This window comes from Serratia montpellierensis (genome assembly GCF_020858655.1).
Lineage (GTDB): Bacteria > Pseudomonadota > Gammaproteobacteria > Enterobacterales > Enterobacteriaceae > Serratia > Serratia montpellierensis.
The window spans coordinates 244,410-264,948 of sequence record NZ_VOSN01000018.1 but is presented as its reverse complement, the minus strand read 5'-3'; the positions used below and the strand labels follow the sequence as shown (position 1 = coordinate 264,948).

The window sequence follows — 20,539 nt, the reverse complement described above, 5'->3', positions numbered from 1 at the left end:
AATATTAATGAATTACGGTAAAGTCATCTTTTCTCAATCAACAGGCCATCAGCATTCTCCGCAAAACCCAGCGTAGCGCTTTCGCCTTCAGGAACCCCGTGTGGGAAAGAAGGGGCGTTGCCTTGAATGAAGAGAAATGATGACCATGCAACATGGCTCGAGCATCATTACGCCACTATCTGGCCGCCCGTTTGACGTTTTAAATAAGTATGGATTATGAATAACAGAAGAACACGGACTAAATAAGGAATAAAAATGCAAGGAAATCTCAAGCTCTATGGCCTTTTTGTTGGCCTGACGGTGACCATTATGATCACCTGCGACACGTTGGTTTATAAGGTCTTTGATATCTATGGTTTTAAAATAACGGCCAGCGGCATTGTATTCTCCCTATGTTTCTTGATATCCACATTGCTGACTGAGGTTTACGGCTATAAATTGTCGGTAAGAGCAATATGGATCATGGTGTTCTGCCAAAGCTTATATGTCATAATACTTAATCTCTCAGCTGTTATTCAGCCAGAAAACAATGATATCGCCACGCACTATTATTCTTTATACCATGAATTCTGGCGAGTCATGATCGGCACCTGGGTGTCTGTTCCGGTCGCTTATTTCGTCAATGGTTTTATTATTTCAAAGATGAAGATTATCTTCTCCGGCAAATACTTCTTTATCCGATATATTGTTGGCTCCATGTCTACACAGGCCGCCCTGTTGCTGACAGCCTATCCGATCAGTCTTTCAGGAAAATATACCTTCATGGAGTTGGTTAACATCATAAGCACGACGTGGTCTTATAAAGTTGTCGTCTCTATTGTCTTGCTGCCGCTCGCCATCGCCTTAGTCGAGTGGGTGAAGAAGATAGAAAACACCGATCATTATGATTGGGGCACCTCATACAATCCATTTAAGTAATATCAACAGGGTCTCGCATGAAAGTAATTCAGATTAGCGACATACATATTATGCCTAATGAAAGCGCGCTGGCTTCGAAGCATCTTGCTAATTTCGACAGGGCCATTGACTTCATTAATGCCAATGCCGATAAAATCAATGCCGACTTAATCATTGTGACGGGTGACATCTCTCATGATGGCGATATCCCCTCTTATGAGCGCTTCTTTAAGATAATGAACCGCACTTCCTTACCTTTCTATTTTTTCCCAGGCAACCACGACAACAAAAAGAACCTGGACGATACGGCCCGTAAGCAGGGTGGCAGCTACGATATAAACGCGTTTGAAGATGACGAATGGCGCATGCTCAGCATCGACTCGGTGGTCGATAACGAAGATTTCGGCAGGGTCTCGACGCAATCGCTCGACACGCTTGAAAAAGCCATCGTCGCAAGTGGCAATAAAAAGGTCGCCGTCTTCTTGCATCATCACCCTATTCCGGTAGGCACCCCGATTGTTGATAGCTGTATGTTAAACAATGCTGAGGAGCTTTTGAGCCTCTGCCAACGATTAAACGTTAAGTTTATCGGCTCAGGCCATGCGCATACGTTATTCCAAAGAAAGCTGGGGGAAACCTTAATCTCTGTTTCCCCGGCAATTTGTTCGCAATGGAAAAACGGCACAAGCGATGTCAGCACCATAGACAACTCGGCTTTCAGCGTAATTACGTTCGATGAGCATATTCACGTCGAACCCTGGTTTATTTAATCAACGTCAGTATTGTTTTTTTAGACCTGGCGCTTTTCTTTGCATTTTTCAAAGAGGCAGAGAGTGCTCTGCCTTCTTTCACCCCGGCATAAAAGGCTATTTTCGTCGCATCCAAGGACTCGGTTTTGTCGACAAGATCGCGATCCCTTAGAAAATCCGCCCCTGATATTGATATCGAGTCAACGTCGTTTTTCAACGTCCACATACAGTTTCTTTTTTCTTCATGAATCGACAGTTTGGCCGAGGCGATTTTTATTTTAGATTCGGTCTCGGCGATAAAAGCGATGTCTTTCGGGTTAACGTGCCTGAGAAAATCGCCCTCGATGAGTTGCCCCCAGTTTTTTTTCACGAAAGTATGGGTGCCAAACTCTTTGAAAAGCCAATATCCATCCGCCGTTCGGATCACGCTGCGATCTAACGTATAGAGGTAACTGGGAGAGTATATTTTTCTTAACCTTCTCATTATGTTAAATAGATCCATTTATTTCAGCCTCTTTATCGTTTTCAATAGAACACCGACGATCGCATAATCGCTATAGGACTTCACGCTGCTATCTGAATCTAATGAGATGTTTGTAAACAACAAGTCGTCGTCGGAAACAAAAACTCGCCTTAAGCATATTGGGTAATTTTTCAGCTTAACCAGGACGATATCGCCATCGCAAAATGGCTCCTTGAGGGAGATCACACAATACGTTCCACGGTCTAATTCAGGCGACAGTGAATTATTCGTTATCTCTACCACAAACAGCGAATCGTCCGTCATGTCATCGACTTCTGTCGTATAGGTATCTGCCGTTCTGATCGTGTTGGCCAGAAAACGCTCTACATCGCTGTAGCTAATGAGCGGCAGCGACCTCACATTGTGCTTAGCCTCTCCCGTGACGCTTAAATCCTTGTCAGTCAGCTCCCCTACTTTTACGCTGAAAAATTCACCAATGGACGCAAGCGTGGCGATCGTGGGATTCCCCACGCCTTTCCTCAGATTATTGATCGTGGCAATACCTATCCCTGTTTCGCTGCTCAACCGACTGGCGTCAATCCCGTGCATGCGCATGAGGTAAGTGAGGTTTTCACCTATCATTTTCAATGACATACCATTTTCTTCTGATATTTTAATGTTGTTTGGTTGCATTATAATGTTTTAAACCTATACTTTAGCGTCATTAAAGTGAATCAAAAACATTAAACCACTTACAGGGTGGGCATGACAATGGCTCGGGGCCTTTGGTATACGAAATATAAATATAATGCATTGTAATATAATTATTTTATCGTTAATCGCCGTTATTACCGAACGTGATTGGTTGCTTTTTAAATGATTCAATTTACTTATAAAATGGCTGTCTGAGCAGGCTAACTCATATCCCGTTCATCAAACATCAAAGGCGCTTTACAACGTCCGGGATAACTTCATCGCATTCACGCCATAGCTGACGCGGGAGAAACCCAAAATGCTGATCATTAACCCCGCAGCAATTTAACGTACAGAAGCCAACCTGGAGAGCAAACCGCATCCCGGTTTAATAATTTTAAAGGAAATAAGATGAATGCTTTATTCAGCGCTCATAGAGCGACCATTGCCCAACACTCGGGATTTTTTCTCTGTCAGAACGCGAAGAAGCTGCGTCAGCACCCGTAGCGCCGAGTTCCGACGTGTACCTGCGTTGATCGATATTATGCCAAGAACGGCGACCAGAAAGGTGGCGCCGGGCCCCCAACGCCAGGGAGCCCCAGCCCGACGCCACCGCCTTACGTACTGATTTGTAAGGGAGAAAAATGTAGACTGCGGGGGATAATCGTGCCCTTTGAATATTCACGCCCGAAGTGAGCGGGGAAAATGCAGACCACTGGCCAGACGTAAAGAAATGATGCCGTGGCAGGCTTGGCCGCCCGCTGCGCAAGTAAGAATAAACGCCTTATGCAAAATTGTGCCCCCCTCTTGCCAACCCGCCTTCCTCAGGCCAAAATACTGTACATTAAATCAGTGTTTACAGGTGAGTCATGTTTGTAGAATTAGTGTACGACAAGCGCAACGTCGCTGGGCTGCCCAACGCCGCCGAGATTATTCGCAACGAGCTGGAAAAACGCGTGCATGCGCTGTTCCCGGAGGCGGAGGTGCGCGTAAAACCGATGCAGGCCAACGGCCTGAATTCCGACGCTAGCAAAAGCGATCGTGAGAAGCTGAACCGAATGTTGGAAGAGATGTTCGAAGAAGCGGATCAGTGGCTGGTCACTGATATTTGACGGGCAGTAACGGTATTGACTCCCACTCAGCGGGAACCTTGCCGGGCGGAACGGGCAGCGTGTTTGCCCGAGCCTCTCGGTGATAATGCCGGCGCCGATGCAATAGGCGGCCAATAACCTTCTGCACCGGCATTATTTACCTGGCATCCACTTTATTTATGAAGCCGCGTTGGTTTCCGATGGCGCGTCATCGTTTGATACCAGCGCCTCCGGCGGCAGCACTTCCACCACTTCACGCACCGGCATGGTGAGGCGCAGATCGATCCAGCGCCCTTCAGGGATATCCATCGCTTCGCCGGCCACAACCGTCGCGGTATCGATGTCAAAACGACGTTTGCTGATTTTCACCGTAATCACGCCATCGCTGTCAGTGGCGGTTTCCACAAAGCACAGGCGGTTACCGTTCACGTCCTGCGGTACTTCGATGGTCCAGCCCTCCTTTGCCAACCCCAGCGAACCTTTCAGTTGATAAACGCCGGTGGAGATTCGCTCAGCACTTACCCCTGTCGCCTCACCGTTAACGGCGACATAGCCGGCCAGAGCAAAGCCGCCGTCCAGATAGTCAGCCTGCATATGCTCAGAAGCCGCGGACAACCTGGCGATCGGTGAGGCTTTCTTAATAAAGCCGTTGGCATCAACGGTAGTGTTGGCTTCCGACCACATCCAAACCCAGGGGGTAAACGCACTGCCATTCCAGCTGCGCACGGCGATTTTCCCTGCTTGAGCCGCATTCACGCCATAGCCGTAACAGGTTTGTACCGTCCTAAAGCTGTCGTCGGTTCCCGTCTGCGTCACTGCCCATGAGCGCGTATCGAGGAAATATGTGCCAACGTCTTTAAAGGGGTTGCCAATAGGGTCCGTGCCTACATAACCACGCCGGCTTTGCATTTGCGCATTGAAATTGCCTTTATTCGCCGCAGTCACGCCTTTACTCAATCCCCAGTCCTTCAGATTTGGAATGTCTGCGACGGTGGGTTGATCGGACGAGCTAAATAACCGCGACCAGGTGATGGTCGAAGGCAATGCGGTAGATGAACTCCCCACCCAGGCCTGCCGCGAAATCGATGTGGCAAAATACGCGCACGAAGGGCCGCCATCCACCGGCAGCGTTAATAGCCCCCCGGACACGTTGCCCGGCCGGTTGGCCGTCACGACAGTGTAGCGCTGAATAGAAGATTTATTATCCTTCGCGAATGCATCCTCAGTATGCATTGGTCCGGTACCAAAACCACCGATAGCAGATTGGGCGACAGTCGCATAATCGGGCAGCGCCTGCGATTGCGAGAACGAAACGCCTGTACGCATGTCAATTTTCATCACCCCAACCGGTTCCACCGATTGTTTTACCGCCTTATGCTCCCAGCGCAGACCGGCGGCATTCGCGTAGGTGATTTGCTCAACCGTATACCAGCAGTTGATGGTGAAGCTATTCACTTTCACATAGATATCATAATTATCGCGACTGGATTCAATAACCTGAATATCCAAGATCGGCGTTCCGGTATCATTAATAAAAGTACCGCCGATACGGTTGGCCTTATTGGTCGTATCGCTGGCGCCAAGATTACCCGTTCTCAGCATCAGGCGTGACAGGCCGGCGTTATAAACAAACCCGCTATAGCCATTCGAACCGTAGAAATTGAGCGCGATCCCAACGCCATTTTGCCCCGCATTTTTAAACTGCCCCAAAAGGAACCAGGTGGTGATATTGGTGTTATTTTCCGGTAACTTGAACCGCACATTGTCAAATGCGGTCACCACCTGAGTGGCGCTCTTCGCCGCATTTTGCTCACTGATTTTTGCCGCCGCAGCGGAGGAAGATGCCTTGCCGGCGGACGCTGCCGCTTCTGCGCGCAGGCGATCGACGGTTTGCACAATCTCAGGCGTAATATCGCTTTCCCCTGGCCGACGCAGGAAATCATTGAGCGTGCCGGGCAGTGAATCGTTATAAACCTCGATAGCCCCCACCCGCTCCGGCTGCGCGCCATACACAGAGATGATGACCTCGTAAGCGCCCGGCTCTACGGCCAAAGCGTATTTACCGCCATCATCCGTCACCGACTGGGATTTAGCCAGGCTCAAGACCGTTGACGAGGTTCTGACTGCGCGCAGAGTAATGGTTACGCCGGAGCGAGGATCGCCGTAAGGGCCTTTTAATATTCCGCTGATTAATGTCATTGTACTTTCTCCATGAGTTCTTTGATTAATTCATCCTGGCGATCGATTCTATCCAGAGCCTGATTCAGTGCGGCCAGGGCCACATATCCCAGCGTTGAATAATCGACGGATTTTACTCGCTCAACCATTTCACCGTTTTGCAATTCTAAGGAGCCGCCTTCAGCAACAACCTGAGGAAGGCTCTTTTCAATTTCTTGTGCGATACCACCGATAAAGGGCTTGCCATCGCGCTTGCCGGTATAGAGTTTTAGACCGCGAATGAGTGTTATAGGGTCTTCAATTTCTTTTACTTCAGTTTTAATTCTAAGGTCTGAGCCGGTAACCCAATTCCCGGTTAAGTTATTAAAGTCTCCGTTATTCTGTAGACGCACCTCATGCCAGACATTGGCGTAATCCTTAAATGAAATCGCGCCATAATCAGTTACGCCAATTTCGCGACGACAAAACATTTGCATGGCAGTGACAACGCCACCTGCAGTTGTCATGACCGATAGTAATGTCGGGCCATCTACAGTTCCGCTAGATCTGGTAAAAGTCTTTTCAGCACGGACATTAGATGACCCCGTATCACCAGAGTTTAAATGAATGCCATTTCGCCCCATCATGGTATCATCAAATGTCGTTGACTTGCGGAAGCGTGAATACCCACCCACATCAAGATTTGCCGCTTGCCCTGTCACCACAGATCCCTGTAAAGACAGTGAGCCTTTAATTTCCTGAGCAGTGCTAATCGTCTTGTCTAACTTATTATTGAGAGAAGCTGAAATATTATTCCAAGCCGGGCCACTATAGGTGCTGCCATCCGGCAACTTAACGGTAATATTCCCGGTATTGCTGAAGACCTGTTGCCAGTTCTCTTTATCGAGGTTCAGCCCTCGCAGGGCTTTCGCCGTCTCGGCAGCCAACTGCGCGGTGATGGCGCTCATCGCGTCGCGCGGCACGGCATACCATGCTGCGCCTGCCTGCGTTGGGCCGTCGTAGGCTTTAATCAGCGTCGCCTGAGTGGCGCTATCAACGGTTTTCACCGGCAGCGTATAGGTAACGCCACCGACAACGCTTACGATGAAATCACCGGCCTTCAGCTCGGTATTAAAGGCCGTTCCGGTACCTTTTACTATAGCTGAATTATTTGTTAGGGTAAGAGTGCCTGCTGGCATAGTGTTCTCCTGAATTTTGGCAACAAAAAAACCGGTACGATGACCGGAGTTTTCATTATTAAATGATAATCACCTTACATCGAAAGATATAAAACAATATTATCAATTTAAATTTAACCCTGTGGCATTAATAAAAGTAAAACACCCCATGAATTTTTAGTAATAGCTCCCACCAAGGAATATGAAAACTTCTTCATCAGGCGAAAGTCAACTCTGTAAATGAAATTCATTATTCACTAATAATATGTCTAAGATGGGTTAAGCGGTAAACCCTGGTACTATTTTGGCATCATAATAATTTGTCGGAAATCCATCAACATCAATAATCATGACTTGAGACCTAGTGTTTGGGTTTGCCCAACCGGCATTTGGCGGCGTCCATAAGTACTCACCACGAGGTATAAGTGAGATCGTAATTTTGTTATCCCAGTCTGAGAAGTGGAAACATTCATACATCATCCAACCTTCTCCTCTCCAGTTTGTGGTAACCCAGCCCCTCGGATTCGGCATCGCCATTGCCAGATTACCTGAGCCAGCAGCGCCTATCATTGTCCAGTTTTGTTCATTTTCTGGGTTTCCTCCATTAGGATCTCCGTGTCCGTGGTTAGGATATCCTGGATCAAGCCACATCACATTTCGGATCTTCATGAAGTTCCAACCACTATCAAAAATGATATTTCCAGAACTATCAAAAAGCTGCATTCCATGTGAAGACCTCTCTGGCGGAACCCATCTGTCAAAGATGTAATATTGAATACTACCAATATCCTTATTCCCCCACTTCATGACCTTGAACATCTTTTTTGTTGGCCCCAACTGAGATGCGTGCCAATCCCTTTCGTCGCCCGTCATGCATCCTATACGCTGATCGTTCCACATTGGCTTAAAGAACATGAGCGGAGAGTTGTACGGTGATAAGTCGACACCGCAAAACGCTGCAACACTGAGAACATTAGGCGGGTTGAACTGCCAATTATGAATCTGACCAGCGCTCCGTAAGGTATAATTTACGTCGTTGGCATTAGCGACAACGTAATTCCTATTATTAAAAAGCTCTACCCCATAACTATTAGGCATTATAAACTCCCCAATGAACTGTAAGCATGCCCAACAAAAGACCTATACCTAGGTCATCAGGGTAACTCCTTATGGTGTCATTATAAGAGAGATCGATATAGTTAGGGCCACAATAAATATCAGGAGGAGCATAAGCTGTTCCCCAACCTTCTGGCATTACGATGCCAGGTGTTGGTACAGTGTAACTGTATGGTGTCCCACCATTGAATGGTATATTTTCTATTCTGTGGCTCCAGTAATGTGGAGGGTTACCCCACCATTGAATCATTCCAATATCATAAGAGCCAAGCCAACGTGACATAATAACAGTGTGATCGGCCACCATATTTCCTCTGGAGTCTGATATCTGCCATCCATACTGTTCGCTCATTAATAAAGCCTCCCCATACGTACGCGAACGACATTATTTTCATCCGTAAATATCATATTATTATCAGGCTTGCTTATTCGCCACCCACCGTTTACCCCAAAGTTGTTAGATTGTATATAGTTACCAATCTTGGCATTACTGATTGTTCCATCCTGAATAAAGGCATTATTCATAAACACCTGCCCATCCACTACGGCAAACGGCGAATACTGATTACTGTTGTTGCCGCTCATCAGCACAAACTGGTTGGCGTTAAAGCCGACGCGGGTGGTGACTGGCCTGCCGTTTTCCGCCAATACCGCGATCGACATGCCGGCATTGTAGAAGGTGCCGTTCACCCGCACGCCCGCTTTCAGCGTATGGATGGCCGTGGCGCCGTCGGCGTCTACCGTCGCCGTCAGCTTGTCTTCCAGCACCGCCGCTACGTCGTCAATCTGCGCCTGCACCTGAGTTTTCATCTCGGCCAGCCCGCGATCGACCTCCGAGATGGTGGTTTTCACCACCATGATATCGGCGCGCACCGTGCCGTACTGCGCCCACTGGTGATCCACCGTCGCGTTGTTGGCCAGCGCATTCTGCAAGATGGCGTCGATGTTGGTGTCGATATCGCCCACCAGCCGCTCGCCGTCTTTCGCGGTCAGGAGATCGTCGCCGATGTTCTCGAGATAATCGCCGGCGTCCGCGTTCGCCTGCCCGGCGGCCCAGCCTATCCAGTCGCCCTGATTGCCGGTGCGGTCTTGCAACCGCGCGCGGAACCAGAAGGCCTGACCGGCCTTCAACCCGGTCATGGCGTGGGTGTGCAGCGGATACGGGATATCGGCCAGCAGCATCGCGTTATTCCCGGCGGCGTTGTCCGCATACTGAATTTCGGTCTTGAGCGTATCTTCAGCGCCGGTGGGGAACGCCCAGTCGAGCTGGATGCCCCACAGCAAAGGCGATGCCTTGAAGCCGACCGGCATCGGCGGCTTACCCTCTTTGCCCTTGAGGTAGGTTTCCACCGAGGTTGCCCAGACAGACGACACATTGCTGGCGTTGATGGCCCGCACGCGCACCCGATAACGACCGGCGTAAATGCCCGGCACTTCAAAGCCGAGCGCCGAGGTGCGCGGCACCGACACCCAGTTGCCGTTATCTTTGCGCCACTCGGCCTCATAGGCGATGGCATTTTCAACCGCGCCCCAGGCGGCGCGCAGAGTGGTAATGGCGATACCCTGGCTCACCGAGGAGTAACTGTCGATGGTGATGTTTTTCGGCGGCGACTGCACGCCGGGCGGAATGATGGAGATCGGCCGATCGTCGATACGCGCGCCGGTATCGATACGGGCGTACTTGTTCGGATCGTGTTCCGCCGCGTTGACGGTATAGGTGTTGTCGCCGTTATCGGCGATGCCCACCACGCGGTAAAGCTGCACCGCCAGGTCGTCCGCGTCGATGGACCAGGCCGCCTCCGGCGCCGGCGCCTCGCTGTAGGCCGTGGTGACGGTCACCACGCGTTCATTCACCGCCTGAACGGTGCGCGCCTGCGCCCGGCCGGAAGGCAGGTTGACGATCAGGCGATCGCTGGCTTTGGCGCCCGGCTTCCTGTCCAGCGTCAGTTTACGGCCGTCCACGCCGCTGAGGCGCCCGCCAATCACCCGCCCGGCCAGCATCTGGTCCGCCACGCCGACGATATGCCCCGGCATGGGGATCATGCCGTCCAGCCCCACGGAGAAGCTGACCGTACGATCCTTGCTGTTGGTCAACAACGCCCAGCGGCCGCGGCGGTTCGCTTCGCTCGGCGTGGTGCAGCCGATGGCCGTCAGTTCGGTCTGGTTCACGTCGTAGCGGCGCACCAGATCGCTGTCGAATACCGCCTCTATCGCATCGGCGTAATGGTTGCCAGGATCGGACCAGCTGACCATCGCGGTGCTGTAGCGGGTGCGTTCGCTGGCGGACGAGTAGGTAAACTTGCCGTCGATAACGTTGGCGCGGGTGTAGGTGAAGTCCATATCGCGCGGCATGTCCGCCAGGGCGACCATTTGGTTTTGCCCCCAATAGGTCATGCCGCGAAAAATGCCGGCCAAATCGCTCAGCACCGTCCAGGCCTCTTCCCGCGACTGCAGATAAACGTTGCAGGTAAAGCGCGGCTCCATGCCCTCGCCGCCACGCCCGTCCGGCACAGGCTGGTCGCAATACTGCGCGATGCGGTACAGTTCGGACTCGGAGACCTGAGACGCATCGAGGCGATCGCCGAGGCCAAAACGCTCAGCCAAAATAATGTCGTAAAACACCCACGCCGGGTTATCGCTGTAGGCCCACTTAAAGCCGCCGCTCCAGATGCCGGTATAGCTGCGCGTTTGCGGATCGTAGTTGTCCGGTACGCGGATCAGGCGGCCGCGCGGTTTACAGCTGATCTTCGGGATGTTGGGGAACTGCTTTGAGTCGAACTCCACGTAAAGCAGCGCAGTGTTCGGGTAGCGCAGCTTGGCGTCGATGATCTCGGTCAGCGCCTCGATGTTCATGCGATCGGCGATCCGGGCGCTGTTGGCGTTAGGCGTCAACCGGCGCACGCGCAGCTGCCATCCCGTGGTGGCCTTCGGCAAATTGATGCGGTGCGAGCGTTCATACAGCGAGGTGGTTTTATCGTCGATCGCCGCCGTTAGCACCTCCTGGTAGCTGCCGCCGTCGGTCGCCACGTCGATGGCATACTCGATGCGATAGCCGTTGACGTCGCCGTTGTCCGCCTGCTTTTGCAGCATGGGCCACCCCAGGCGCAGGCGAACGGCGGAAAGCTGCAGGTTCGAGACGGAACGCACCCACGACGCGCCGCTTTTCAGTTCGCTGCCAACCGAGATCTCATTCTCAACGGCGGGAATGCCCTGGATATATTCCTGCGCCTGCGAACCAGGACGGAATTCCCAGCGGAAACCGGGAAAGTTTTCCGTTCCGTCGCTGCCCAGCACCGGCGTACCGTCAATAAAAATGTTTGTGCCATCCAGCCCGCCGGCAAATTCCCCTTCGCCCAATGCGAACAACATCTTCGCTCTGGCGATCGACTGAATGCTGTCCGGCGATTCTACCGGCGTGTGGCCGCCACCGCCGCCGCCTTTTCGCCCACGGATAATTTTCTGTGCCATATTTCGCCCATAAAAAAAGCCGCTATTGCGGCTGTCTGTTCAAACGGATGTCGTTATTGCTGGTCTTCGGTATAAATGCCTGCGGAGATAATCGCCCCGCCAATTTCACGCGTGCCGTACAGCACGCCGACGGGGTTGCCCTGCGCCGTGGTATTGACCGGCCCGCCAAAGGCATAGCTCGGTTTATTTTCCGGGCCTTGCCGCATGCGCAGCCCGCCCATTTGCGGGGAAAGCATTTGGAGGATGCCGCCGAGGGCCATGGAAGCACCGGCCATCGCCGCCATGCCAGTTCCCCCACCCGCCGTAAATGCCCCCAGAGCCCCCGTCCCTGCGCCCGCAGAAACATACATAGCCACGGCAACCAGCGCCACGCCCAACACGGTCTGGAATAAGCCTGCGCGCTTGCTCCCAATCACGACGGGAACAAGATGAATCTCTTCCGACCCTTTGGTGAATGCCAGCTCATCCTGTCCGACATTGCGTTTACCAACGAAAATAGAAAATGTCAGGCCGCGTTTGTGCGCTTCAAGCATGTAGCGTTCGAAACCTGGCAATAAGTTCTTCATTGCATCAATAGCCTTGGGTACCGTCGTAGCCCGATATTTGAACTCTCTCCCAAAAGCTTTGATCAACGGTCCGTGAAACCTTACCGTTCTGAGTGGAGCTTCAATTAACGACATGTATTTTTCCTCATAAAAAAACCCACCAAATGTGGGTCTAATTGGAAATTTAATTTTTACAAGCATGATTTAATGTCAGAAATAACCTCACCATTTCTATTGGTCAGTTTACCCCAATTACTATTTGCGGCCTCACCTCTATATACTACTTGCTGTTGAGACCCTTTATCTAAAATATCGATATAACCATTGCCATTAATCAAAACCAATGCGATCCCACTCTCTCGTGTGGGCTTACTTACGGTTTCAATTCGCAATCCATTGAATGTACGCTTGTCCGATTTTTCTGCAATGCAGACAGCCAAACTATTGGCATCTTTTTGAGACGTAAACTCAGCAGTAACCTTTTTTGTTAGTTCTGGATTTGCGCAACCTGTCAGCATCAGCAACGTGATGGGTAATAGGAGTTTTTTCATCAGTATTCCCTCTGTTATTTTTTTCATCATAACAGAGAATTACATCATTTCTCTATGCCGCAACACCTTCACCGTTCGCTCTTTCCAATACCCACCGTAAGGCACCCGCTGGCTGAGCATGCCGTACATATGGTGCAGCAACAGACCATCTGCCAGCAGGATACCGGCGTGGTTGGCCACCGGCGCCGAAACCTGCATGATCGCCATATCCCCCAGCTGCGGCGGGCCATCAAACTCGCGAAAGCCGCACGCATGCCAGTTATCCAGATAGCGGTTTTCACCCCGTTCCCACCACGGATAATCAACGCGGTAATCCTGAAGCGTTATGCCGTGCTCCTGCCGGTAGTAGCTCATGACCAGCCCCCAACAATCGGTATGCCCCAGCACGAACGGGCGGCCCACCAGCGGCAGTTCGCCGCGCGGCAAGAGGGTGCGTAAATCCCCCTCCGGCCAGCTGGCTATCGCCCAAGGCAACTCCATCGTGTCGCACTGCGCCTTGTCCAGCTCACTCGGCTGCGTGGTGGCGTCCGGGTGGCTGTGCACAATGAGGGTGATGGTGCCCCATTCGGCGGCGGCCACGTAGTCTTCCGGCGCCAGATGAAACTGCTCGGTGGGGTTGTCCGCCAGGTTGCGGCACGGAAAATAGCGCTCCACGCGGGATTTTTGCGCCACCACGCCGCAGCATTCGCGCGGATACTCAGCCCTGGCGTGCGCCATAATGGCCGCCGCGGTTTTTTCTTTCATGCTCGCCCCCTACTGCCGAATTAACGCCGCGCCGGGGAAGCCGCCGAACGGCAGCGGCTCGTTCTCGCCAAAGCGTTTCTGGCAGTCGCTCAACAGCCCGCCGCAGCGATCCAGGCTCGGGTCATCCACCGGGTTGCCCTTGTCGTCAAAGTAACGGCTACCGGCGTAATCGCAGCCCTTGCCGGTGCGATAGCCGCCGCGCGAGCACCAGGTGCACAGGCTGTGGATTTGCCGGGTCGGGATGCGCAATCCCCGCAGGTCCGCCGGGCTGGAGAGCTCGAACTCCACCGCTTCGTCGCTTTCCGTCGCCTTGCGATCGATATAAAACACCTGCAGTTTTTCCTGCAGCGGATCGGCCGAAGGGTTCCCCTGCGGGAAGTTGCGGGCATCAAGGTAGTGCACCAGCGTGTCGTGGATCCGCACCTTGGCCTGCGCCATGTCCTCAAACTGCAGGCAGAGCGCGCTGATCAGGCCATTGATATTGGCGACTGACAGCTTCGGCGCATTGCCCTGGCTGTCGGCGGAGATCTCCAGCCCTTCGACGCTAAACGGCCACGGGCCGTACTCCTGCCCCTGCCACCAGACCGATTTCGCTGGCAGTTTGGTTTCATCACCGCCGGCGGCGGCCAGCTCTTGCGGCGTAAAAGGCAGGGTATCGCAATGAAAGCGCAGAATATCGGCGCCAAACCGGGTGCCGTCTACCTCAATCAGGCGGATGCGGTTGCCCGGCTCCAGCTTTTGCAAATCTGAATTCAGCATCGTCTCCCCCGGTTAAACGTGGAAGGCCTCGGTAAACGTGGCCGTCAGTGAATAGTTGTCCCCGCCCATGGCGACCGGCTTATAGCCCTCGCAGCGGTACAGGCCGGGAACTTGCGTCGGTGGCGTCCATTGGAAGGACTTCACCCCGTGATGGTTTTCCAGAAAGACGATGATCGGCGTGATGTAGTCGTACTTGCCGACAAAGGTCAGATCCCAGGAGCGCACGATCGGGTTAATGCCGTCGCCGGAGACCTGCGCATAACCGTCGCCGAACTGCGCCTTTCTGACGCGAAAACGTATATCGCCGGCGGCATTGACGCGCGCCGGAAATTCAAATGTCTGAATGCCCATTACATCCCCTTGATTGCTTTCCAAATCGGCTGGCCCGGCATCAGGTTGCGGTTGATCACCTTCTGGCTTTCCTGCGCGGCGATATTCCCCATCTGTTTACCGAACTCGCCCCATCCCGGATCGGCCTGCGAACTGACGTTGCCGCCGTTCTCGATGGTGATGTAGACATTCGGTGCCGCCGCAGACTGTTGGCCGCCGCCGATCGCCCGCACGCCGAGCGAACCGTCCGCGCCGCGTTTGAGCGGCATGATGGCCTCCGGCCCGGCCTCGCCCATCAAACCGGCGCCTCTGGCGAACGCGAACAATGTAGGATTGCTGACGATCTGGCCGCTGAATGCGCTAAGCGAAGGCGAGGCGTACACGCCGCCTTTGGCGTTGGGGACATAGCCTTGCCAACCGGTCGGCATGCCCATCGCGCCTGAACCGGCCGTGCCCGCGCCAGCGCTTGCCGCCCCGCCCAGCAAACCGCCGCCGATGTTCATAAAGGTAGAGAGAAAAGTTCTGGTTAACAGCGCCTGCATCGCCAGATCGATCAGTTGCTGAATGATGGACTGCGTCATGGAGGTCATCAAACCGAGCATGCTTTGCTTAAAGTTTTGCGTCCCGGTCAGCAGATCGAACATCATGCCGGAGGTCCGTTCCCGCGTCATATCCACCAGCCCCAGCACCATCTTGTGCACGCGGCTCTGCCCGCCGAACAGACTCAGCGCCTGCTGATACTGAGCGTCCGACGACTCTTGCGTCGCCGCCTGCATCAGCTGTTCATAGCGCTGTTTATCCAGAATGCCTTGCTGGTAGTAGGCCTGGTACTGCGCCTGCTGCTGCACCAGTTGATTGTTAAGGCGAACGGCAGGATCCACATCACCGGCAATGTTCAGGCGAGGCGCAGCGAGCGCGTCGGTTTCGGCCTTCAGCCGCTGGCGCGCCGTTTCTTGCTGCTGCATCCGGCTGGCGTTGTGGTACTCGCGTTCGGTCAACAGCCGCCCGTCATACAACGCCTTCAGCTCCTTGCCGACCTCTTGCTCTTTACGCACCGCCGCCTGCCCTGGCGCGTATTGTTCAGCGAGCTGTTGCCGCTGCCGCTGATACTTCTCGGCGTTCAGCGCCATCGCACGCTGCACATCGGCCTGCCCGGCACCGGCCGCCTTGGCCGCTGACGCCAGCTTGGCCTGTGCGCTTTGTTCATCCTGGGTGATTTTGTCGAGGCTGCTCAGATGCGCCTGCTCGATTTCCTGACGCAGCTGTTGGTACTGATCAAGAGCCTGCTGTCGCTCACGTCCAAGATTATCTGTATTTACAATATCCAATGTATAAGCGGGGGGCGGAGAGGGCATCAACTGCGCCTGCGCAGTTGCAGTAGCGGGCAAAATATTACCTGCTGGCTGATTAAAGTGACGAGCCGCCCCTGTCAAAACAAGAAGGTTAGCTTGGTCAATATGTTGCATACTAGTGCGAGTATTTTGAATCCCGATGTCTATTGACTCGAGAGCCGCTTCTGCACGCACCCGCGTAGCTCGCAGTTGCTTTTCAACACCAAATATGTCGCCCAGCCGACCTGGGTTACTCTGGACTCGTTTTATTCTCTCGTTTGCGTAATTCAACAAATTCTGCTGTTTATCTCGCTCACTAAGCTGTTCTTCGAGCTTCTCACTGAGATCTAATTTTCTCAGGGCAAGTTGCTTACTAGACAGTTTTATAAGCTCTGACGTAGTTAGAATCGCAGCATCTTTCAGACTCACTGCCGCCTCTTTGGCTTGCATTGTTTGTTCATAAAAGTATGCCATCCCCAATCCCGCCTGGATGGCGACACCGATCGGGCCACCAAGCATCCCCAGCGCGACGCGAGAGGCAGAACCGACGCCGGCCGTCGCCTGAGCCGCCCCGCGCGCCGCCGCCGCCTGATCGCGCCAGGCCGCCGCGCTGTCATTCAGGCCGCCGGCCAGTTTCAGCATCTCCTCCGCGCGGCTGCCGCCTTCGCCGGAGGCACTGCTCGCCTGGCGGGCCGCGTCGTCCAACTGCTTCATCTGCGCCGTCGCGGCGACGGTGATGGACGCAAGTTCGGTGAGCACCTGCCCATACTGGCGCGAGGTGGCGGCGAGGCCCTGCAGCGACAGCTCGACGCTGGCCAGCCCCGCCAGTTTCCCCGCCAGGCCGCCAAGCGTGCCGCCGATGCGTTGATACGACTCGTCGGTCTTCTTCGCGTCCTGCTGAGCCTGGCGGTTAAATTTGGCGGATTGTTCCCCGGCGGTACGGTAAGCCGCCGTCAGTTTGTTTTTAAAGTTGGTGTCATTCAGTTGCAACCCGACGACCAACTGTGCGGTATCAGCCATTTCCCAGCACTCGCATAACGTCAGCACACTGCATATCAATACTGCTTTGCGCAGGCTGACCGGATTGATGAACGGGGGCACTTTCCGCCGCATCGGCCGTCATGCCTTGCAGTTTGAAGTATGCCCGCCAGTGATTCAGGATGTGCGCCGGCATCGCGGCGATCTTGCGAGGATCCGACTCACCCCAGCGATCGGCCAGTTGGAACACCAACATCAGCCAGGGCGAGTCAGTCAGTTTTTTTCCGCTTCCTCCAGGCTGCCGACCGCATGGCGCTTAACGGCGCCGATGGCTTCGACCAGCGTCGGGTTGTCGTGCGCCGCCAGCAGATCGCCTACGCTCGGCAAAGCGCCGGCCGGGATGCGTTTGCCGTCCGGCGTCATCAGGCAAGACAGCAGCAGCTGCACGTTGAGCTGTGCGGCTTTGTTCATGTCACCGCTGTCGATGGCGGCCTTCATGCCGTCTTCGTTTTCCTGCAGTTCCGCCGCTTTCAAGCGGCGAATAAAGGCTTTGGCGCCAAAGATCTGCGTTTCAATCACGTGATCGTCGGATTTCAGCAACGCCGCTTTCAGCGCTTTCAGATCGTATTTCTCAGTCATCGGTTTTTCCTTGTTCATATAATGTGCTCTGCATGAAGAAAATTGCCGCAGGCCACATGGCCCGCGGCGGAAGCGATCGCGTCGAGCGCCCTCAGGCGTTAAGCCAGCGCGATCGTCGGTTCGTCACACCTTCGGGGTCACCGAGCCCCAGGTGTTGCTGTTTTGCTTGCCCTGAACGGTAATCTGAATGACTTCACTCGCCGGGGCGGTGATCTCATTCATTTTCCAGCCGGACAGCGACAGGATGGAGGTGGAAGTGCGGCCGTTCGGCAGCTCGACGTAAAACTGTACCGTTTCGCGCTTGTCCGCCGCATTCAGCAGCGCCGCGAAATCGGCGTTGGACGGATCGTCGATGAAACCGATGGATTTCTCCGCGCCTTCCGGCAGGTCGGAAATAAACTGCTTGGCGGTATCCAGCAGCGTGGTGCAATCGACAAAACCGCCGGTTTGCCCCATTTCACCTACCGCTTTACAGTTGGTCAGCGCCTTCATGGCCGTGGGCGCAGCCCCAACGGTGCCCCATTTGACGATAGTGCCGGCAGGCAGCATGGCGTATTCTGGCGAAGTTTTATCAGCCATAGTTTTTCTCTCTCTTTTTTGATGAAGGATGGTAGCGGTCGCTACCGGTTTTCGATGCCATAGCGGACGTTAGCCGCCAGGATGCGTAACACTTGGTGCTTATGGTGATCCAGCGCAGGACGAATAAACGGGGCGGCGGCTTGCGTTGCCGTGCCGTACTCTTGCGCCAGGGCTCTGTGGTAATGCTGTTTACTGGGGCCGACACGCAACGTCACCGCGTTCCATCCGGTAACGGCCGGACGTATCGCGATGCCGGCGCTCAGCGATGGCTCGCTGTTTGGCGCCCCCCGATCGGCACACTGCCGCATCGTGCTGAGTAGCGGCGCCAGCGCGGCGTGGCCGGCCTCCGGCAGAATGTGGCTGGTGACCTCGCGCCGAATCGTTTCCAATCGACGAGCCAATTCCGCCATGCCGGAAACGTTCATGGCGATCACGCCGCCACCTCGGAATGCGTGATGAGATAATCGCGCGCCATCCGGTACTGAACGCGGTTATCCGCCAGGGGCGTGGCGCTCTGCAAAAGGGTGCTGCGCGTGACCGCCTGTACCGGCCATTGGCCGATATGGCCATGCCGAACCCCTTCCCAGGCATTCAAAACCGCCTTATCCAGAGCGATCAGCCGGGAGTAATCGGCGATCACGTACAGCACGATCTGAAAACGGCTCTGTACCAGCGAACTGTCAACCAGACCGGTGTTCACTTTCAGATCGCTGATCTTCTGATAGGTCACGCCTTCTTGCTGCGGATCCGGCAAGACCAGCGGATGAACCGCCAGATGGGTTAGCGCGGCCAGCGAGCGTTGGATTTCATCTTCAATCATTTGGGCAAGGTCTCCGTCGTTTTGAGGGGGGAATCGTTCTGCAGACGCATTCGGACATCAGGACAGGAACAGCGCGCGTTCAGCCGCGCGCCGAGCAACCAACCCATCGAGCCGCACGCCGCCCGCATTCACCCAACGCCCGAACTGATCGGCCGCCCCCTGCCGATCGCCGGCGTTCAGCCGGCGCAGCAGCGTCGAGTTATCCAGCGCGCGCAGGCCCAGGTTATAGGTAAAGCTCACCAGCGCATCGAATTGCCCCTGCGTGATCGGCACCGTTACCCGCCGTTCGACGCCCTGTTCAAATTGAGCGACACCACACGCCAGCAAACGCTCGGCCGTTGCGGTGTTGATCGCCATACCGGCCCCTATTTTTCGTCCCGCTACCCGCTGGGTCCAACCGTAGCCGATGGTCCAAACGCCGACCGAGTCCTGATAAGCCTGCAACCGCAGGCCTTCGAAACGCTTGATCAGCGCCATGCCATCGTCACTTATCTTCATGGTTTCCTCCTGACGCTTTATTGAGAAATCGGCGTTCCAATGCCTTGATCAGCGATGCTCCCGACCACCCCGCCATGCCGCATACGCCGCCCATCACCTCCGAAGGCCAGTCGTAATGCAGCGCAATCATCACCATGGTCAAACCGGCGAAAATAGAGACGAACAGCTGCAAGAACAGCGTCCTCCAGCTAAAGGTTTCGCCGTTCAAGACCTTGAAGGAATAGCTGGCGATCGCCCCCAGCAGCGTCATGCCGAAAGCAAGCAGCATTGAAAGGATGTTTGGTTCATTTTTCCAAGGCATAATCATCACCCTCCCCTTACCGGGGCATAGCCCGATGTTCGGGAGTTATGGAAAAGAGTGGCTAAATGCGGCGCACCTCCCCGTCATTCCTCTTCCATTGAAAAAGCGGCCATTTACGCTGTCGAAAATGACTTATCCGTTCTGCTTAACCTGGGCAGATAAATAAAGATTGCGCTATTTCATAAAGAAGAGGAATTAGCCTCCCGTCGTGGTCATTCAACGACAGTCATTATTCAGTGAGTGATTGACCGTTTTGACAAGGAGGCTAAAAATGAAAAACCCCGCCAGAGCTAGGTTTATCTATCGTGCGGCGGCGCCGGCAACAATTCAGTTTTATCAGATTACTCGCTTATTTGCGTACGCGTGAGTCTTTTATAAAAAAAATAAACCCCGCCGGAGCGAGGTTTATCTATCGTGCGGCGGCGCCGGCAACGACTCAGTTTTAGCAGATTACCGGTTTATTTGCGTACGCGTGAGTCTTTTGTGATAAAAAATGAAAAACCCACCAGAGCGAGGTTTATCTATCGTGCGGCGGCGCCGGCAACAATTCAGTCTTATCAGATTACCGGCCTATTTGCGTACGCGTGAGTCTTTTATGATAAAAAATAAAACCCCGCCGGAGCGAGGTTTATCTATTGTGCGGCGACGCCGG

23 protein-coding genes are annotated in these 20,539 nt (G+C 53.9%); 3 read left to right on the top strand and 20 right to left on the bottom strand.

What is annotated here, in order from left to right:
- Positions 1-255 precede the first annotated feature (255 nt).
- Positions 256-918 carry a VUT family protein gene (locus FUU19_RS19610; protein ID WP_025303625.1) on the top strand — a complete coding sequence of 221 codons (663 nt, stop codon included), beginning with the start codon at positions 256-258 and terminating at the stop codon, positions 916-918.
- Positions 919-935: 17 nt separating this feature from the next.
- The gene (locus tag FUU19_RS19605) at positions 936-1,667 is read left to right on the top strand and encodes a metallophosphoesterase family protein (RefSeq protein ID WP_230490679.1); all 732 of its coding nucleotides are present in this window, start codon (positions 936-938) and stop codon (positions 1,665-1,667) included.
- On the opposite strand, the gene FUU19_RS19600 is transcribed toward FUU19_RS19605, so the two are convergent.
- Complete coding sequence (locus FUU19_RS19600) at positions 1,660-2,148, bottom strand: ATP synthase subunit B family protein (protein ID WP_197834097.1); 489 nt, start codon at positions 2,146-2,148, stop codon at positions 1,660-1,662. The two genes, FUU19_RS19605 and FUU19_RS19600, sit on opposite strands and share 8 nt — an antisense overlap.
- Positions 2,149-2,802: a helix-turn-helix domain-containing protein gene (locus FUU19_RS19595; protein WP_230490678.1), complete on the bottom strand. Its 654-nt coding sequence runs from the start codon at positions 2,800-2,802 to the stop codon at positions 2,149-2,151. It abuts the gene before it with no gap.
- Between the two features lie 869 nt (positions 2,803-3,671).
- Here FUU19_RS19595 and FUU19_RS19590 point away from each other — a divergent pair.
- Positions 3,672-3,914 (top strand): DinI family protein, encoded by a 243-nt coding sequence (locus FUU19_RS19590; RefSeq protein WP_047730213.1) that lies wholly within the window; start codon positions 3,672-3,674, stop codon positions 3,912-3,914.
- Between the two features lie 156 nt (positions 3,915-4,070).
- Here FUU19_RS19590 and FUU19_RS19585 read toward each other — a convergent pair whose 3' ends face one another.
- The 18 genes from FUU19_RS19585 to FUU19_RS19500 all read right to left on the bottom strand — a co-directional run bounded on the left by FUU19_RS19585 (position 4,071) and on the right by FUU19_RS19500 (position 19,893).
- Entirely contained in the window at positions 4,071-6,092 is a 2,022-nt protein-coding gene (locus tag FUU19_RS19585; protein WP_230490677.1) for a phage tail fiber protein, read from the bottom strand.
- Positions 6,089-7,249, bottom strand: coding sequence for a tail fiber domain-containing protein (locus tag FUU19_RS19580; RefSeq protein ID WP_230490676.1), 1,161 nt, complete (start codon positions 7,247-7,249; stop codon positions 6,089-6,091). Before FUU19_RS19580 ends, FUU19_RS19585 begins: the two co-directional genes overlap by 4 nt.
- 258 nt (positions 7,250-7,507) lie before the next feature.
- On the bottom strand, positions 7,508-8,326 hold the full coding sequence (locus FUU19_RS19575; RefSeq protein WP_230490675.1) for a hypothetical protein: 819 nt from the start codon (positions 8,324-8,326) through the stop codon (positions 7,508-7,510).
- Positions 8,319-8,696 (bottom strand): hypothetical protein, encoded by a 378-nt coding sequence (locus FUU19_RS19570; protein WP_230490674.1) that lies wholly within the window; start codon positions 8,694-8,696, stop codon positions 8,319-8,321. The genes FUU19_RS19575 and FUU19_RS19570 overlap by 8 nt, the downstream gene beginning before the upstream one ends.
- Complete coding sequence (locus FUU19_RS19565) at positions 8,696-11,812, bottom strand: TipJ family phage tail tip protein (RefSeq protein WP_230490673.1); 3,117 nt, start codon at positions 11,810-11,812, stop codon at positions 8,696-8,698. Before FUU19_RS19565 ends, FUU19_RS19570 begins: the two co-directional genes overlap by 1 nt.
- Before the next feature lie 53 nt (positions 11,813-11,865).
- The gene (locus FUU19_RS19560; RefSeq protein ID WP_230490672.1) at positions 11,866-12,492 is read right to left on the bottom strand and encodes a tail assembly protein; all 627 of its coding nucleotides are present in this window, start codon (positions 12,490-12,492) and stop codon (positions 11,866-11,868) included.
- Between the two features lie 56 nt (positions 12,493-12,548).
- Entirely contained in the window at positions 12,549-12,908 is a 360-nt protein-coding gene (locus FUU19_RS19555) for a hypothetical protein (protein WP_230490671.1), read from the bottom strand.
- A gap of 39 nt (positions 12,909-12,947) precedes the next feature.
- On the bottom strand, positions 12,948-13,652 hold the full coding sequence (locus FUU19_RS19550; protein ID WP_230490670.1) for a C40 family peptidase: 705 nt from the start codon (positions 13,650-13,652) through the stop codon (positions 12,948-12,950).
- Between the two features lie 9 nt (positions 13,653-13,661).
- On the bottom strand, positions 13,662-14,411 hold the full coding sequence (locus FUU19_RS19545; protein ID WP_230490669.1) for a phage minor tail protein L: 750 nt from the start codon (positions 14,409-14,411) through the stop codon (positions 13,662-13,664).
- 12 nt (positions 14,412-14,423) lie between these two features.
- Positions 14,424-14,762: a phage tail protein gene (locus FUU19_RS19540; RefSeq protein WP_193160410.1), complete on the bottom strand. Its 339-nt coding sequence runs from the start codon at positions 14,760-14,762 to the stop codon at positions 14,424-14,426.
- The gene (locus tag FUU19_RS19535; RefSeq protein ID WP_230490668.1) at positions 14,762-17,092 is read right to left on the bottom strand and encodes a phage tail tape measure protein; all 2,331 of its coding nucleotides are present in this window, start codon (positions 17,090-17,092) and stop codon (positions 14,762-14,764) included. Before FUU19_RS19535 ends, FUU19_RS19540 begins: the two co-directional genes overlap by 1 nt.
- Positions 17,085-17,306 (bottom strand): hypothetical protein, encoded by a 222-nt coding sequence (locus FUU19_RS19530; RefSeq protein ID WP_004935830.1) that lies wholly within the window; start codon positions 17,304-17,306, stop codon positions 17,085-17,087. The genes FUU19_RS19535 and FUU19_RS19530 overlap by 8 nt, the downstream gene beginning before the upstream one ends.
- Positions 17,307-17,323: 17 nt before the next feature.
- Positions 17,324-17,689 (bottom strand): phage tail protein, encoded by a 366-nt coding sequence (locus tag FUU19_RS19525; RefSeq protein ID WP_197834090.1) that lies wholly within the window; start codon positions 17,687-17,689, stop codon positions 17,324-17,326.
- Between the two features lie 123 nt (positions 17,690-17,812).
- Positions 17,813-18,268 carry a major tail shaft subunit gene (locus tag FUU19_RS19520; protein ID WP_016926946.1) on the bottom strand — a complete coding sequence of 152 codons (456 nt, stop codon included), beginning with the start codon at positions 18,266-18,268 and terminating at the stop codon, positions 17,813-17,815.
- Positions 18,269-18,309: 41 nt separating this feature from the next.
- A complete protein-coding gene (locus FUU19_RS19515; RefSeq protein WP_230490929.1) occupies positions 18,310-18,693 on the bottom strand; it encodes an HK97-gp10 family putative phage morphogenesis protein in 384 nt (127 codons plus the stop codon).
- Positions 18,694-18,698: 5 nt separating this feature from the next.
- The gene (locus FUU19_RS19510; RefSeq protein WP_230490667.1) at positions 18,699-19,088 is read right to left on the bottom strand and encodes a hypothetical protein; all 390 of its coding nucleotides are present in this window, start codon (positions 19,086-19,088) and stop codon (positions 18,699-18,701) included.
- A gap of 57 nt (positions 19,089-19,145) precedes the next feature.
- Entirely contained in the window at positions 19,146-19,586 is a 441-nt protein-coding gene (locus tag FUU19_RS19505; RefSeq protein WP_230490666.1) for a lysozyme, read from the bottom strand.
- A complete protein-coding gene (locus tag FUU19_RS19500; protein WP_019453678.1) occupies positions 19,573-19,893 on the bottom strand; it encodes a phage holin family protein in 321 nt (106 codons plus the stop codon). The genes FUU19_RS19505 and FUU19_RS19500 overlap by 14 nt, the downstream gene beginning before the upstream one ends.
- Between the last annotated feature and the right edge of the window lie 646 nt (positions 19,894-20,539).